The following is a 15,111-nucleotide window of genomic DNA, read 5'->3' on the forward strand; positions in this document are numbered from 1 at the left end:
ATTAAAGCCGGGCTTTTCATTTCATGTTCGGATTATTTGCCGAGCATCAGGTTCATGTTCTGAACGGCTGCACCCGATGCACCCTTGCCAAGATTGTCAAGCAGTGCCACGAGATTGACCTGATTGTCGCCTTCGGTGCCGAACACGAACAGCTTCATACCGTCCTGGCCCGCAAGCTCTTCCGCATCGATACGTGAAAGCCTGCTGCTTTCTTCAAGCGAAACCACGTCCACAATATTCTGACCGGCATAATGTGCGCTCAAAGCCGCATGAACATCCTTAAGCGATGGCTTGCCTTCAAGCTCTGTCACGAACAGTGGAACCTGAACGATCATACCCTGCGGAAAACGGCCAACGCTTGGGCTGAAAATCGGACGACGATCCAGACGACTATGCAGCTGAAGTTCCGGCACATGCTTGTGGTGCAAGGATAAGCCATAAAGGAAGTTATTGGCCGTCAGATGCTCTGGATGGCTCTTGTCTTCCATCTGCGCGATCATCTGTTTGCCGCCGCCCGTATAGCCGGAAACCGCGTTGACGCTGATCGGATAGTCGGCCGCCAGCAGACCCGCATCGCGCAATGGACGCACCAGCGCAATTGCACCGGTTGGATAGCAGCCGGGATTGGCGACAAGACGGGCTTCTGCAATGCGTTCACGCTGTCCTTTTGCAAGCTCTGCAAAGCCATAGGCCCAGTCGGCATGGATACGATGTGCAGTCGAGGTATCAATGACACGCGTCGAGTTATGACCTTCAAGCAGCGCAACAGCTTCTTTTGAAGCATCATCCGGCAGGCAGAGGATCGCAATATCGGCAGCACGCAGATAGTCGGCGCGCAAATCCTTGTTGCGTCGCTCGGCTTCCGGGATGGAAATCACTTCAAGATCGTCGCGTTCGGCAAGGCGGCTGCGGATTTGCAGACCGGTTGTGCCGTGTTCGCCGTCGATGAAGATTTTCGGTTTCATGCGCTTTGCCTTTAGATTTCAGTAATTTACGCCAATATTCGGAATCGATTTTAGAGCTTCTTGAATCAGTTTCTGAGCTTTGTTTATCGTCGTCGTGCCTTTTGTTCAGCCAGAAGCCCAAGATAATACATTGCAATGGTCGCTCCTGCGATTGCCGTTATATCAGCATGATCATAAGCCGGTGCAACCTCAACAACATCTGCACCCACAAAATCAAGTGCCGTGAGCTTGCGAAGTACGGAAAGCATCTTTGCCGAAGACGGGCCACCCGCAACAGGTGTGCCGGTTCCGGGCGCAAAGGCCGGATCAAGACAATCAATGTCGAAAGTCAGATAAGTCTTCTTGCCAGCGGTGCGCTTGAGAATTTCATCGGCAATAGCCTGCGCCGACATATCCTCGACTTCGTGGCCATAGATGATCTTGATACCGCAATCTTCTGGCGCATGTGTGCGTATGCCGATTTGGATCGAAAGGTCCGGATCGATAATTCCGTCACGAACGGCACGCGCGACGAAAGAGCCGTGATCAATGCGTTTGCCATCGTCAAACCACGTATCTTGATGTGCATCGAACTGAACGAGCGCCAGCGAACCATATTTTGCTGCATGGGCCTTGAGTAGCGGCCAGGTGATAAAATGATCACCGCCAAGGGTGAGCAAAAACGCATCGGATTTGAGGATTTTCGCGGCTTCCCGCTCAATCGTTGCGGGCGTTTTGTAATGATTGCCGTAATCGAGCAGGCAGTCGCCATAGTCGATGACAGCAAGATTTTCGAACAGGTCGCGTTCAAAAGGATATTGCGGATCATTGTCGAAAATCGCTGATGCACGCCGGATGGCCTGCGGACCAAAGCGCGCACCGGGGCGATTTGAAACCGCAGCATCGAAGGGAATGCCCCAGACAACAGCTTCAGCACCTTTTAGCGACTTGCTGTAAAGACGCCGCATAAACGACAGCACACCCGCATGGGTGGGGTCGGTGGCAGCGCTTGTCAGGCTGCGAGCGGTGAAAGCATGGTCAATCGTTTTAGAGGGCATAGCCGGCTCCCGTATGGCATCTCAACTCTCTTAGCGCTTCACGAGGCAAAAGGGGAGATTGCTTTATGCGGTTTTCGCTTCAAACCCGTAAGCACGTTCTACACGGGCAATACGAACGCAATAAGTTTCGTACCACTTCTGACGGCCCAGCTTTTGCGCCACAAGATGATCGACGTCGCGTTTCCATGCGCGGATGCTGTCATCATCAGCCCAGAATGAGTTGGTGATGCCAAAGCCTTCCATATCGCGCGCACTTTCAATACCCAGATATCCGGACTGCTGTGCGGCAAGCTCGACCATGCGGTCGGCCATTTCGCCGTAACCATCATCATCGCGAAAACGCTGCGACGAGAATGAAACAACGAAGTAGGGAGGTTGGGGTGTGTTGGCGAAGCGCTGCGAAGACATTGACTGATTCCAGTTTTATATTCGGGCGACCAATAGCAAAAAAGCGGACCCGAAGGCCCGCTTTTCTGTAATTCCAAAGCGATAAATATTAACGCTTCGAGAACTGGAAGCTACGGCGAGCCTTAGCCTTACCGTACTTCTTACGTTCAACAACGCGGCTGTCACGGGTAAGGAAGCCACCCTTCTTGAGAACCGTGCGAAGGCCTGGTTCGTAGTAGGTGAGTGCCTTGGAAATGCCGTGACGAACAGCACCGGCCTGACCGGAAAGACCACCACCAACAACGGTAGCGATGACATCGAACTGACCAGCGCGGTTTGACGCAACGATTGGCTGCTGCAAAATCATCTGCAGAACCGGACGTGCGAAATATGCGGCGAATTCTTTGCCATTGACTGTGATCTTGCCAGAGCCTGGCTTGACCCAGACGCGAGCGATCGCGTCTTTACGCTTGCCGGTAGCATAAGCGCGGCCCTGAGCGTCGATCTTCTGGACGTGAACTGGAGCGGCTTCTGCAGATGCAGATGCGATGCTGCCGAGTTCTTCGAGCGAGTTGAGCTGCTCAGCCATGATTATGCATTCCCTTTGTTCTTGCGGTTCAGCGCTGCGACGTCGAGGACTTCGGGCTGCTGAGCTTCATGCTGATGTTCTGCACCTGCATAAACGCGCAGGTTCTTCATCTGGCGACGGCCGAGCGGACCACGTGGGATCATGCGCTCGATAGCCTTTTCAAGAACGCGTTCCGGGAAACGGCCTTCGAGAATCTGGCGAGCAGTACGCTCCTTGATGCCACCTGGGTGACCAGTGTGCCAGTAGTAAACCTTGTCGGTGTACTTCTTGCCGGTCAGAACAACCTTGTCGGCATTGATGATGATGACATTGTCGCCATCGTCAACGTGCGGGGTGAAAGTTGCTTTGTGCTTACCGCGCAGGCGATTGGCGACGAGCGATGCGAGACGACCGACGACGAGACCTTCTGCGTCGATCAGAATCCACTTCTTCACCACTTCGGCTGGCTTCTGAGAAAAAGTTGCCATTGAAGTCTTCCTTGACTTAATCCCTGATCTTGCGATCCGGGCTTTTCTTGTTGCTTGTGTTGGTCTTACCAGTCGTAATGACCGTCAACCGTAACAGCATATGAAAGTAGACTCCCATATGTGCTGGGCGGGTCGATACACAGGTTTTACCTGGCCGTCAAGAGCTTCTTTTGCATGGTTTTCGTAAAAATAAATTAAAATCAATGACTTATGCATTAGGTATTATAATACCCTATGTTTTTACCGTGGTGGAATGGAATAAGTTGCCGTTGCATGGGCAATGAGGTCATTTGTTTCACCGCTTGTAAGGCTTACATCCAGAACAGCCAAACGCTTGCCGAGCTTCAGAATTCGCGCCACGGCTTGCACAGTGCCCGGATCGGCTTTGCGCAGAAAATTGATGTTAAGGTTTGTGGTCACTGCCAGCGCTACAGGTCCGATATGCGCCAATATCGCTGCATAAGCCGCCACATCTGCGAGAGCAAAGAGAGACGGGCCGGAAACAGTGCCGCCGGGACGCAAGTGCTGATCATTGGCGTGCAGGTGCATGGTCGCAGCACCCTCATTGACCGCGAAGATCTTAAAACTTTCATCAAGCTGCGGAAATTCGCGCTTCATGAAAGCCTGTAAATCTTCAATGCTCATGACGGGACTGAAGTCCGTTTGGTATGTGGTGGTGTCGCTCATCTTCTCTCCCTTATAATAATGAATAGGGGGAGTGTGGCTGCTCTTGCAAGCCTGTGTTTCTGTATGCTTACAATAAACGCCGGAATGATATTGGAGGCGCGCTATGCAGATATCTTCAGATAACGAAATTCGTGATATTCTTCAGTCCGTCAAAACGATTGCGTTGCTGGGTGCATCCCCAAAGCCCGAGCGGCCAAGCAATGGCGTCATGAAGTTTCTGCTGAACCGTGGCTATCACGTCATTCCGGTTAATCCGGGGCAGGTGGGGAAAACCATCCACGGGCAGCAAGTCGTAGCAGAGCTTGCCGACATCAACGAACCGGTTGACATGGTGGATGTGTTCCGCGCGTCGGAAGCGCTCCCCGGTATTGTGGATGAAATGATGTCTCTGAAGCATCGGCCAACGGTTCTTTGGACGCAGCTTGATGTGGTGCATGAAGAAGCAGCAAAGAAGGCTCAGGCTGCTGGTATAAAAGTCGTTATGGATCGCTGCCCTGCGATCGAATACCCGCGTCTCATTGGTTAATCCTAAACCACGGAATTAATTTCTGTATTTGTATCGCTTGGCGCAAATTCTTCCTTTGCTTTCTTTCAAGCAAAGCCTAACGTCCGGTCATATTATTTGGCATAGGCTGTCAGGAGGAACTCATGTCTAAGCGCTCACCCGGTATCGAAACACTCGCCGTTCATGCAGGTGCAAAGCCTGATCCAACCACCGGTGCGCGTGCCACGCCGATCTATCAAACAACGTCCTTTGTGTTCGATGATGCCGATCATGCAGCATCTTTGTTTGGTCTTCAGGCGTTTGGCAATATTTACACGCGCATCACAAACCCGACCACAGCGGTTCTGGAAGAGCGAATTGCAGCGCTTGAAGGCGGCACAGCGGCAGTTGCAACCGCTTCGGGACATGCTGCGCAGCTATTAGTGTTTCACACCCTGCTTCAGCCGGGTGACAATTTTGTTGCCGCGCGCCAACTTTACGGCGGCTCAATCAATCAGTTTGGCCAATCATTTAAGTCATTCGGCTGGCAGGTTCGCTGGGCTGACGCAACCAATCCTGCCGATTTCGCAAAGCAGATTGATGATCGCACGCGTGCAATCTTTATTGAAAGCTTCGCCAATCCGGGTGGTATCGTCGTTGACATTGAAGCGATTGCGGAAATCGCCCACAAGCATGGTCTGCCACTGATTGTCGATAATACGCTGGCTTCACCTTATCTTGTGCGCCCGATTGAACATGGCGCAGATATTGTCGTGCATTCGCTGACCAAGTTCATTGGCGGCCATGGCAATTCGATGGGCGGTATTCTGGTGGATGCTGGTACATTCGATTGGGCCAAGTCGGGCAATTATCCGCTTCTGACCGAACCGCGTCCCGATTATGCAGGTCTTGAATTGCATAAGACCTTTGGCAATATCTCTTTTGCGATTGCCGCGCGCGTTCTGGGTCTGCGCGATTTCGGCCCGGCCATTTCTCCATTCAATGCCTTCCAGATCCTGACAGGCGTTGAAACGCTGCCACTGCGTATGCAGCGTCATTCGGATAATGCATTGAAGGTCGCTACATGGCTGCATGGCCATGAAAAAGTGTCCTGGGTGAATTATGCAGGACTCCCGCATGACAAGTATCACGCACTTGCACAAAAATATTCGCCGAAGGGCGCGGGTTCTGTTTTTACCTTTGGCCTCAAGAGCGGTTATGAAGCTGGCGTCAAGTTTGTCGATAGTCTGGAGCTGTTTTCACTTCTGGCCAATATTGGCGACACACGTTCGCTGGTTATTCGCCCGGCTTCCACAACGCACCGTCAGTTGACGGACGAGCAGAAAGTGGCCGCCGGTGCTGGCCCGGATGTTGTTCGTCTGTCGATTGGTATTGAAGACGCCGATGATATTATCGCTGATATCGAACAGGCGCTTGCCAAGGTCTGATGCGATGAGCCGGTTCCTCAGCTTTGATATTGATGGTGTGGAACCAGAAGAAAGCGCTCCGTTGCCGGAGCGCGTTCTTTTGGGCGATCCGCGATTTCTGACGTGGAATTTCGAGGAAAGTGCCGATGGCAAACTCTTTGCCGGCATATGGGAAAGCTCGCCGGGAAAATGGCGCATCGAATATGATGAGTGGGAATATTGCTATATCCTGTCTGGCCGCTCGATTGTCACAGAAGAGGGCGGGGAGAGCCGCGAAGTCATCGCTGGCGACCGCTTCGTTATCCGTCCGGGCTTCAAAGGGACATGGGAAGTGATTGAAACAACGCGTAAGGACTATGTGATCAGACTTTAAATGCTGAAAAGCGCTCAATTGCGCCCGCGTTCCCGTAAAGTTTGAGAAACAGCTCGACGCCGTGTGACACTCTTAGACTGATCTCTTCCTTACTCAACGGTTCACGCACTCCGAGCTTGATCTCGAGGTTGACAAATCCCAGCCACAGCCCTGCCAAATTGTCCGCAGCGACTGCAGGTTCTATGGCTAATAGTTCATTTCGGGAGCACGCTTTTGCTATAATGTTTGTAAGCAGTTCCTGCCCACGCCCCGGACCAATATCAAAAAACCTGCGAGGAAGTTCAGGATGGGCGGCCGATGCAGAGGCAATCAACCTGTCCCATCCATAAAGCTCGCGTCCGTTGATGAAATTGACATAGCGCAATCCGAAGGCAAGCAAAGCTTCCTTGATCGGAAGGTTTTGGGCAGCTCGGAATTCCTCATCTGTGATGGTACGGTCCGACTCTCGTCGGATTACGGCCTCGATGAGGTCTTCCTTGCTCGCCACGTGAGAATAAATGGTTGCCTTTGATACATTCGCAAGCCCAGCTATTTCGTCAAGCGTAACATCAAGGCCCTTTGCCAGAAACAAATCACGCGCAGCATTCAACAAAGCCGTGAGCTTCGTCTGGTCTTTTGGACGACCTCTTTGCCTGTTGGGCTTGCTCATACTGCGTTTCATTTCCAGCTTTTATCCCGTTAATAGGAGAGTATCGCGGCCATCAGCAAACCGCCCACAACGGTCACATGCTCAAGTGCGATCTGGAACTCATGCGTCTTTTTGGGCTCCTCGAACTTCCAGAATGGATGTCCGAGAGGAATTGACAAAAGCGTGAAAACACCCAGCGCACCGGCTCCAAGCCATCCTAGACCATAGACATTTGTGATAATCAAGGCTGATCCGAGCAATTGGCAGATGATCATCGCGACTGCGCAGGTCCTTGGAAACCTAAGCCCCGCGTCTTCCATCTCCTTTAGCACCAGGGGGAAATTAAACACCCCGAATAACCCAGCCATCCAGAAGAGAAGCGTTAGAAGAATTCTGGCGACAATCAATGTGACGGGATTTTCCAGAATGAGCACTATTATGTCAGGCATGGCGTCCTCAAAAAATTAACGTACTCACCAGTATAGAAATTATTAACTAAACCGTCGAGTATGAAATATTGAACGCTGTGTTTCTATTTAAGCGCTATAAATCGTCAGAAAGTGCTGTATCCTCGCTGATCGCTACCAATTTAAAAGGAAATCCAATGTCGAAGGTTTTGGTTCTTTATTATTCCGCATATGGCCATATTGAAACGATGGCTTACGCAGTAGCTGAGGGTATTCGCTCGGCAGGTTCAGAAGCTGTTGTGAAGAGAGTTCCGGAGCTCGTTCCTGATGACGTGGCAAAAGCCTCTCATTTCAAACTTGACCAGGAAGCCCCGATCGCATCCGTCCAGGAACTGGTTGAGTACGACGCCATCATCGTTGGCGCGGGTACGCGCTTTGGAACAGTCGCCTCGCAGATGCGTAATTTCTGGGATCAGACTGGTGGTCTATGGGCGCAAGGTAAGCTCGTTGGTAAAGTAGGCTCGGTATTTACATCTTCCGCGACCCAACACGGCGGACAGGAATCGACCATACTCAGCTTCATACCAACGCTGCTTCACCATGGTATGGTGGTTGTAGGCTTGCCATACGCGTTTCAGGGGCAAATGGGTGTCGAAGAGGTGAAGGGTGGATCTCCTTATGGAGCTTCGACGATCACCGATGGCGACGGATCGCGCATGCCGTCTCAGGTTGAACTGGAAGCCGCTAGGTTCCAGGGCGCTCATGTGGCGAAAATCGCCGCCAAACTTGCATAACTCAACGGGGTTGATGGCAAGTTCATCTTAATTCGGAAATCGAGGAGCAAGTCTCTGTGATAAGCAGGGGCTTTGTCCTCTATGCATATCTGCGTGGGAACCGCCCACGCAGAACTCAAGGTCAAAGACAGTGTCAGCTTTATTTTCTGCATTTCAACTAAAAGACGTCAGCCTGCGCAATCGTATCGCCGTTGCTCCTATGTGTCAGTATCAGGCACGCGATGGCTTTGTGAACGACTGGCATTTTGCACATTACGCGAGTCTTGCTCGTGGTGGGGCCGGTCTCGTCATCGTCGAGGCAACTGCCGTATCGCCGGAAGGGCGCATCACGCCCGGCTGCACCGGACTTTGGAAAGACGAGCAGACCGAAGGCATGGCAAAGGTCGCGGCTCTGATCAAGGCGGCAGGCGCTGTTCCCGGGATACAGATCGGACATGCGGGTCGCAAGGCAAGCGCCAACCTTCCATGGGAAGGTGACGATCATATTCCAACTGACGATCCTCGTGGCTGGGAGACAATCGCACCATCTCCGATTGCCTTCGGTGGTGGTCTCTCCAAAGTGCCGAAAGAGATGTCAATTTCGGATATTGAACGCGTTAAAGCGGATTTTGTATCTGCTGCAAGGCGTGCGAAGGAGGCGGGTTTTGAATGGCTCGAACTTCACTTCGCGCACGGCTATCTGGCCTCCAGTTTCTACTCGGCCTATTCAAACCAGCGGACAGATGCCTATGGTGGAGATCAGGCCGGAAGAAATCGTTTCCTTATTGAGACATTAGCAGCCGTTCGCGATGTCTGGCCCGAAAACCTGCCACTTACCGTGCGTTTCGGTATCGTGGAATTTGATGGTCATGACGAGGAAATGCTCGCTCAGTCAATCAGCCTTATAAAGCAGTTTAAGCAGGGCGGTCTCGATCTTCTAAGCACGAGCATGGGCTTCTCTGCTCCGGTGGGCAAGGTGCCATGGGGACCGGCATTTCTGGTTCCGTTCGCTTCGCGTATACGCTCCGAAGCAGGTATTGCTGTCGGCTCGGCTTGGGTTCTAGATGCACCGGGCGATGCCGAAAAAGCAATAGCGGACGATCAAATTGATGTGGTCATGATGGCCCGCGCTATGCTTGCGAACCCTCACTACCCCTATCAACTCGCGATGGCGCTAGGAGAAGAAAACCCCGCCTGGACGTTGCCCGCCCCGTATGCTCACTGGCTCGCGCGTTATCGGTCGAACAAAGGTGCTCTTTGAGAGCTTCGCTTTCGACCAATTTCTTTCCACCGACGGCGCGTTCGCTTTTACGCGTCTAACGCCGACCCTAGGCCAAAAGGTGATGAATGACCTCTCGTCCAGTTGCTCGCCATCCGCATCCTCACCTCTTGGCTGCTTCGCTTCCGAGGAAAATTCCGGACGCCCGGATCCGTTATGGAGAAGCAAGCCCGGTGCAGTTTGCTGACCTCCGACTGCCAAAAAAAACACCCCCAGCTGGCGGCTTTCCAGTTGTAATCTTTGTGCACGGCGGCGGATGGCTGGCAGATTGGAGCAAGGATTACGCAACGCCTTTCGTCGAGGCGCTGACTGAAACTGGAGTTGCCACTTGGGACATCGAGTTCCGGCGCCTCGGCAACCGGAATGGTGGATATCCGGGAACATTCCAAGATGTCGGCTTGGCTGCCGACCACCTGCGAAATCTCGCACTTAAATACGCCTTGAACATCAATAAGGTTATTGCTGTAGGCCATTCCACCGGTGGTCATCTTGCTCTGTGGTTGGCGGGGAGGGGCAATTTACCATTAAATTCACTGACTTTTTCTGCTGATCCAATAGCTCTAAAAGGGGTCGTTTCACTCGGCGGTGTGAATGACCTTGAACATTCTCTCACGAGGGGAAGCAGAACGGATATCCATGATTTGCTAGGGATTCATTCTAGCCAGGTTGCTGAGCTTTTCACAGAAACGTCCCCTGCATGTCTCTTGCCGTTTAAAATCCCGCAAATATTGATCGCAGGAACACTGGAAGACGATTGGCGACGGGAAATGACCCGAGTCTACGCTGAGAAAGCGCGCGCTTGCGGAGACATCATCCGTTTAATGGAACCTGCGGACATTGATCATTTTGATCTGGTAGACCCACTTGGGCCGGCTTTATCGTTAGTTGCTGACGCGATTAAAACACTTATCGACCTTTAAGCTATGAGAATGAGCTCAAACAAAAAAAACCATGATTAACGTGGTTGAGGCGGTTTGTCTGGGCTGGAAGGAACTGGTCTGCCCTTTAATTACGCCTCCTTGTCAAATATGTGCTGCATCCTTGCCGGGGCATGGTCCTTTTAAGGTCAATGCCTTATGAGAATGTTCGGGTCGCGTGAACTTTGAACGCTGTTGAAAGCTTGGGACGGCTGCACGGGTTTGCTGGGAAATACTTTTATTAGAGGCGTGTCCCGGAAGGAGAATGACGGCTTTTCAGCCGATAAATAAAAAGCGGTCAATAAACGGTTGGTTTGACTTCGATTTCAATGGTTCATTCTAATCTCGATACCAGATTAGAAATGCACTGCCAGCCCAAGCATCAGCCCTTTTTGAATCACATCATAAACGAAACTATCTTGACTATAGTCGACACCGAGCGCGCGATAACCTGCAACGGCAGATAGATTGTCCTTGAACTGGTATCCGAGTGTTCCAGCAAAATCCCAATCCATTTTTGCCTGCCCCGCACCCACGACACCCCAGCCACTGAAGTAAAGATCATCTGTCAGAAGTATTTACCTCGCATTCCGGCGACAGCATCAACCCATGCAGCGCTGTCGCGGCCGCTGTGCGCATCGAATAGCTAGACATTTTGAGACTAAACGATTGGGAACGCGTGTCATATTGATACAGCCATTATCACTTACTGGCTGCTTTATGGGCTTCGAACGCCCCTGCTTTCTTAGACAAAAGTTTAGCCTGCCTGTTAATATCTCTGATGCGTCTTGACATGTTGGGGGAAATTGCGCATCCGGCATCATATTATTCTGGTTGCAAGGTTGTTGTTTTGCGTGTGGGGCGCGAGAAACATCTGACAATTCGGCAACCAACGTATGCATAGTTCAATCGGGGGCGTATTGAAATGCAATTTGGTATGAATTGGGCTCCCTTGGGTGGCGCTGTAGTAATTTTAATATCGAGCTTCGTTCCCGTACAGGCGCAGGAAGCAGCTGTCTCCATGGATAAAAAGGAAGCGCCTGCCATTGAGTCAAAGCGTTTTGATGGAAGGTTTTATCGTTTCGCTGAAGTCAAAGCCGCTGACGGGAAAGCTCTCAGACTGGCTATTGCGAAGACCGCATCCGAAGCCGGCAAGAAGCGTTCCGGCAATGAGCTGTTATTGACCGCACTTGTGCCGTTGAATGCTGTGCTGCCAATTGGTTTCGGTTTTGCTGCCAATAGCAAAAATGTCGTCACGATCCCTTACCGCAATTGCAATCATGCTGGATGCTGGGCGCAGCAAAAGCTTGATCAGAAAATGCTGAGTGCTTTGCAAAAAGGGTCTGCAGGTGAGGCGCGGCTGCGCCTGATGAACGGCCAGAACATCAATCTCAAATTTTTGTTGAAGGGCGTCACCAAGGCTCTCGCGGAATGGCAACTAACGGCCTCTTCACCCGCAATGAGATCACATGGCGCACGTTGCCTTGGAAGGGCAGTGAACTCCTGACCAAGCGGCTCAGCGAATTGCGGCCCTAAGCGAGCGTTGATTATGACCATGTTTTGAACAGGCGCGATTTAGAATTGAAGGTGGCGATGGTTCTGGTTGGACTGTGGCAACGCGTCTGGCGGATGGCAATATTAATGCCGATATCGGCTATTCACCCATCATCAAGAGTACGGCCGATACCAACGGCAAGGATTTGTTTTTCGTCAGCACATCGCAGCAGTGGTGATGTGTGATCAGGGGGAACTATGGCAAATTTTGAGGCAATTACGATTAATAAACTTAAACGGCTTTTTGTTGCGACCATGACTGTGGTCGCATTGAGCATTGTTGTTGCTGGGTGTGTCACGACAAAGCGTGATCCGCAATTGATAGCTGCTTTGCAAGGTATCCGCGTATCGGAAGTACAAGTGCAGCTTGAACCCAAAGTCGTCAGTACGGTGCCTCTTATGAATGGACTGACGGTTGATCGGCAGGCAGAGATGGTACGGGCCGCTCTTATTTCAGAACTGAAGCGAGAGCTTATCGGCTATCCAGGTGGAACTCGCCCGGCTCGATTGATCGTCACTGTCACCCATCTTGATCTTGCGTCCGAGCAAGGGCGCGTACTTAGGTCTACAGATAGCACTGTTGAAGCAGAAGTCAGGTTGGAAGATGCACGCACGCGCCAACTGATAGCGTTTAATCCGAAAAGTCGTGGTGCAGATATTGGCTACAAGGGAGGTGGTTTGGCTATTCCTATTGCCATGGCTGTGAATGCAGCGACCACAAAGAGCCAGCAGCATCTTGTGGAGAAGCTAGCTGCTTACTTCACGCAGGGAGTAAAAGTCTGGCTGACGCCTCAGTGACGTATCAGCCAGCAAATTTATTAATCAATAAAATTATATGCTAGATCAGGAAGTCCAAAATGAAACGTGCTGTGTTATTTGCATTGCTTGGAACATCTGTCGTCCTTGCAGGCTGTGGTGGTCGTGAAGCAAAACCTATAGCAATAACCAATCCGACCGATAGCGCTTTTGATTGTGCGGGGATTTCCCGCGAGTTTGCTGCAAATGAGCGGCAGATAACGGTTACGCTGAAAGAACGCAGTCAGGCGCAGGGCAAGAATATCGTTCTGGGAGCCGCAGGCGTATTCTTCCTTCCCGCATTGTTTTTCATGGATCCGAAGTCACCTGAGAAGGTGGAGATTGATGCGCTGCGCAATCGCAACAAGGTTCTCGAAGACATTGCTCGCACCAAGAAATGTGCGGCACCAAAATCCCAACTGACCGAAGTTTACAAAAAACTCGACAATCCCGGCAGCGGGCAGTCCGTAAAATCCAGGGATTAAAAGGTGATGTTTGAGAGTTTAATCATGCAATGTTTCTTCAATAGCTTCGAGATCACAAGAGGATGCGAAAAATGAAAAATATATTAAAAAAATATACTTTAATTCTTCAGAAGTTTTTCCAATTTACATTGGTTGCACTCATTGCTTCTAGTCTAACGGGGTGCAATTCAGTTGGTTCTTCGGGCGCGCCAGCAAATGCATCTCAAAAGGAAGAGCTTCAGGATTATGCCGGACTAAAAGCTTTCAAAGCGATATGTCTGGATACTGCCCCCTCATTCTCCAACGCTGTGGCAGTTGCTAGGCGTTTTGGTGTTCAGGATTTTATTGAGCTTGGCGAAGGCAAAGCGGGAATGTCTGCAGACAATTCCCTTTCTGCTCAGATAAAGCCCAACCACGAATGTGCCGTGACGACAGCCAAATACTCTGGAAACAGATTGGCTTTGCGTAAGGCCTTTATTGCGACTGTCTCATCGGTTACAGGAAAAGGCATGTCCGGAAGCAAGGTTCCTTTTACAGCAGAAATTCAAGGAGTTCCTTTGATTTTTATGCATGACCCAAATGGCGGAGAAGCATTTGTCATTCTTAGAGCCAAGTAGAATAATTTCAATCATCTAATTGTTATTATTAGGCAGGGTTGGCCACGAGGAATTTTGCATGCCGCCAATATTTCTCGCATGTATCCGCTTTTCCCAAGGGAACCAAGTGGATACATCGCTGGTTTGATCCTGCCACATTTGCCAGCAAAGGCGTTGGCAGCCTACTTAGCGGGTTGTTGGTCTTTCAGCCTGTCTTACTGCAATCACGGCAACTGACACCTGATGTCAATGCACCGATTGGCAATCAGTCCGGCATAGGAGCTGCACCAAGCGGTGTTCCACTCGTTGATATTGTGACGCCCAGCGGATAGGGACTGTCGTATAATAAATAGGGCAACTTTAATGCCGGCAAGCCCGGTCTGATCCTCAACAGTCACAATGGCGAGCTTGGTACATCGAAACTCGTTGGCGTGGCACCGGGTAATGCCAATCTGAAGAACAGCGGCCTGCGAGTGTCATTCTCAATGAAGTGACAAGCGGTAACCGAACTGTTCGACACGAATGGCTCGACCAGCACATCATTGAAAGTATAAAAGAGGCTCAGGACTTCGCAACACAATGGCTCGGGACAACGTTGTTCAGGGCGCGTCTTGCGCCGGGGCGCAGTCGGCCCGACTATAGTGGCTTCACTGATCCAAAACGTAACACAGCCACGCTGTCGAAGACCTGCTTCATATTCTGTCCAGCTTGTAACCTTAAACTTTTGCTTCGATATCCAGTGACGACGAGCGGAATTGTGTTTGAAAGGCTGCGGCTTGTCCCAAATTCGCAGCAAGTCACAACACTACAAGCCAATGCTGCGGAACTCTGAAACAGAAATGGTATTCATGCACCGAACGCCCACAGGGACAAACGCCCCATTCCAGCGACGCGGTCAGCTTACAAACCATAAACAATCTATAGCTTTTATCGCCAAGGCGAGGGGTACGATGCTTGTCAAATTAAGGCATCACCCGTTTTCAAACATAACGCCCTCCCAGATTGATTAAAAACGACGTCCTAAGGTGATTATATAGTCACCACCTGGCTGCCTAGGCCGTATAACATCATTTCCAGTAATGCTCCGGCCCGTTTGAATTGATTCCCAACCTGTCCCGTTCTTCTACTCTTTGTCGTATATCTTCTGGCACAGGGTTCAACCTTGGCGGACTGTCCGTCGTCGAATGATTTGAGACTATTTGTGCTTTTGAAGATTGGAGTTTCCGGCTCGGTTTGGGGGTTGATTTAAGCCGCTTTGGCCTGGTGGTTCAAGCGGCGTTTT

At 51.1% G+C, this 15,111-nt stretch carries 19 protein-coding genes and 3 pseudogenes; 12 read left to right on the forward strand and 10 right to left on the reverse strand.

What is annotated here, in order from left to right; genetic code table 11:
• Nucleotides 1-32 precede the first annotated feature (32 nt).
• The 6 genes from argC to ABE527_RS19110 form a co-directional block, all read right to left on the reverse strand.
• Entirely contained in the window at nt 33-965 is a 933-nt protein-coding gene (gene argC, locus ABE527_RS19085) for an N-acetyl-gamma-glutamyl-phosphate reductase (protein ID WP_499697975.1), read from the reverse strand.
• An 83-nt stretch (nt 966-1,048) separates the two neighbouring features.
• Entirely contained in the window at nt 1,049-2,002 is a 954-nt protein-coding gene (gene speB / locus ABE527_RS19090) for an agmatinase (RefSeq protein ID WP_499697976.1), read from the reverse strand.
• A 63-nt stretch (nt 2,003-2,065) separates the two neighbouring features.
• A complete protein-coding gene (locus tag ABE527_RS19095; RefSeq protein ID WP_499694220.1) occupies nt 2,066-2,410 on the reverse strand; it encodes an antibiotic biosynthesis monooxygenase family protein in 345 nt (114 codons plus the stop codon).
• Between the two features lie 88 nt (nt 2,411-2,498).
• Nucleotides 2,499-2,978: a 30S ribosomal protein S9 gene (gene rpsI, locus ABE527_RS19100; RefSeq protein ID WP_094506946.1), complete on the reverse strand. Its 480-nt coding sequence runs from the start codon at nt 2,976-2,978 to the stop codon at nt 2,499-2,501.
• A gap of 2 nt (nt 2,979-2,980) precedes the next feature.
• Nucleotides 2,981-3,445: a 50S ribosomal protein L13 gene (gene rplM / locus ABE527_RS19105; protein WP_007874511.1), complete on the reverse strand. Its 465-nt coding sequence runs from the start codon at nt 3,443-3,445 to the stop codon at nt 2,981-2,983.
• A gap of 240 nt (nt 3,446-3,685) precedes the next feature.
• Nucleotides 3,686-4,132 carry a PaaI family thioesterase gene (locus tag ABE527_RS19110; protein ID WP_265983460.1) on the reverse strand — a complete coding sequence of 149 codons (447 nt, stop codon included), beginning with the start codon at nt 4,130-4,132 and terminating at the stop codon, nt 3,686-3,688.
• A gap of 103 nt (nt 4,133-4,235) precedes the next feature.
• Between ABE527_RS19110 and ABE527_RS19115 the strand changes: the two genes are divergently transcribed.
• The 3 genes from ABE527_RS19115 (at nt 4,236) to ABE527_RS19125 (ending at nt 6,416) form a co-directional block, all read left to right on the forward strand.
• Entirely contained in the window at nt 4,236-4,658 is a 423-nt protein-coding gene (locus ABE527_RS19115; protein WP_265983461.1) for a CoA-binding protein, read from the forward strand.
• Nucleotides 4,659-4,780: 122 nt separating this feature from the next.
• Nucleotides 4,781-6,064, forward strand: coding sequence for an O-acetylhomoserine aminocarboxypropyltransferase (locus ABE527_RS19120; protein ID WP_499697977.1), 1,284 nt, complete (start codon nt 4,781-4,783; stop codon nt 6,062-6,064).
• Nucleotides 6,065-6,068: 4 nt separating this feature from the next.
• Nucleotides 6,069-6,416, forward strand: coding sequence for a cupin domain-containing protein (locus ABE527_RS19125; RefSeq protein WP_265983463.1), 348 nt, complete (start codon nt 6,069-6,071; stop codon nt 6,414-6,416).
• Here the strand turns inward: ABE527_RS19125 and ABE527_RS19130 are convergent.
• Together ABE527_RS19130 and ABE527_RS19135 are read right to left on the reverse strand one after the other, a co-directional pair.
• A complete protein-coding gene (locus ABE527_RS19130) occupies nt 6,406-7,065 on the reverse strand; it encodes a TetR/AcrR family transcriptional regulator (RefSeq protein WP_499694217.1) in 660 nt (219 codons plus the stop codon). The two genes, ABE527_RS19125 and ABE527_RS19130, sit on opposite strands and share 11 nt — an antisense overlap.
• A 29-nt stretch (nt 7,066-7,094) precedes the next feature.
• The gene (locus ABE527_RS19135) at nt 7,095-7,493 is read right to left on the reverse strand and encodes a DoxX family protein (protein WP_499697978.1); all 399 of its coding nucleotides are present in this window, start codon (nt 7,491-7,493) and stop codon (nt 7,095-7,097) included.
• Between the two features lie 155 nt (nt 7,494-7,648).
• On the opposite strand from ABE527_RS19135, the gene wrbA reads away from it, so the two are divergent.
• The 3 genes from wrbA (at nt 7,649) to ABE527_RS19150 (ending at nt 10,423) form a co-directional block, all read left to right on the forward strand.
• Entirely contained in the window at nt 7,649-8,245 is a 597-nt protein-coding gene (gene wrbA, locus ABE527_RS19140; RefSeq protein ID WP_265983467.1) for an NAD(P)H:quinone oxidoreductase type IV, read from the forward strand.
• A 130-nt stretch (nt 8,246-8,375) separates the two neighbouring features.
• Nucleotides 8,376-9,485: an NADH:flavin oxidoreductase/NADH oxidase gene (locus tag ABE527_RS19145; protein WP_265983468.1), complete on the forward strand. Its 1,110-nt coding sequence runs from the start codon at nt 8,376-8,378 to the stop codon at nt 9,483-9,485.
• A gap of 86 nt (nt 9,486-9,571) precedes the next feature.
• Entirely contained in the window at nt 9,572-10,423 is an 852-nt protein-coding gene (locus tag ABE527_RS19150) for an alpha/beta hydrolase (RefSeq protein ID WP_265983469.1), read from the forward strand.
• A gap of 353 nt (nt 10,424-10,776) precedes the next feature.
• Here the strand turns inward: ABE527_RS19150 and ABE527_RS19155 are convergent.
• Nucleotides 10,777-11,042 (reverse strand): annotated as a pseudogene (locus ABE527_RS19155) (hypothetical protein); the annotation flags it as partial.
• Between the two features lie 399 nt (nt 11,043-11,441).
• Between ABE527_RS19155 and ABE527_RS19160 the strand changes: the two are divergent.
• From ABE527_RS19160 to ABE527_RS19185, 6 genes and pseudogenes are all read left to right on the forward strand, one after another.
• The gene (locus tag ABE527_RS19160) at nt 11,442-11,927 is read left to right on the forward strand and encodes an invasion associated locus B family protein (protein ID WP_499697979.1); all 486 of its coding nucleotides are present in this window, start codon (nt 11,442-11,444) and stop codon (nt 11,925-11,927) included.
• Nucleotides 11,928-12,030: 103 nt separating this feature from the next.
• Nucleotides 12,031-12,153, forward strand: a complete 123-nt coding sequence (locus tag ABE527_RS19165; RefSeq protein ID WP_265983471.1) for a hypothetical protein — start codon at nt 12,031-12,033, stop codon at nt 12,151-12,153.
• A gap of 19 nt (nt 12,154-12,172) precedes the next feature.
• Nucleotides 12,173-12,772, forward strand: a complete 600-nt coding sequence (locus tag ABE527_RS19170) for a hypothetical protein (RefSeq protein WP_265983472.1) — start codon at nt 12,173-12,175, stop codon at nt 12,770-12,772.
• 59 nt (nt 12,773-12,831) lie between these two features.
• Nucleotides 12,832-13,254: a hypothetical protein gene (locus ABE527_RS19175; RefSeq protein ID WP_265983473.1), complete on the forward strand. Its 423-nt coding sequence runs from the start codon at nt 12,832-12,834 to the stop codon at nt 13,252-13,254.
• Between the two features lie 71 nt (nt 13,255-13,325).
• Nucleotides 13,326-13,850 carry a hypothetical protein gene (locus ABE527_RS19180; protein ID WP_499697980.1) on the forward strand — a complete coding sequence of 175 codons (525 nt, stop codon included), beginning with the start codon at nt 13,326-13,328 and terminating at the stop codon, nt 13,848-13,850.
• Nucleotides 13,851-14,331: 481 nt separating this feature from the next.
• Nucleotides 14,332-14,421 (forward strand): annotated as a pseudogene (locus tag ABE527_RS19185) (integrase core domain-containing protein); the annotation flags it as partial.
• A 3-nt stretch (nt 14,422-14,424) separates the two neighbouring features.
• Here the strand turns inward: ABE527_RS19185 and ABE527_RS19190 are convergent.
• Nucleotides 14,425-14,616, reverse strand: a pseudogene (locus ABE527_RS19190) (IS5/IS1182 family transposase); the annotation flags it as partial.
• Between the last annotated feature and the right edge of the window lie 495 nt (nt 14,617-15,111).

The sequence above is a fragment of the Brucella sp. TWI432 genome (genome assembly GCF_039674445.1).
Classification (GTDB): domain Bacteria; phylum Pseudomonadota; class Alphaproteobacteria; order Rhizobiales; family Rhizobiaceae; genus Brucella; species Brucella chromiisoli.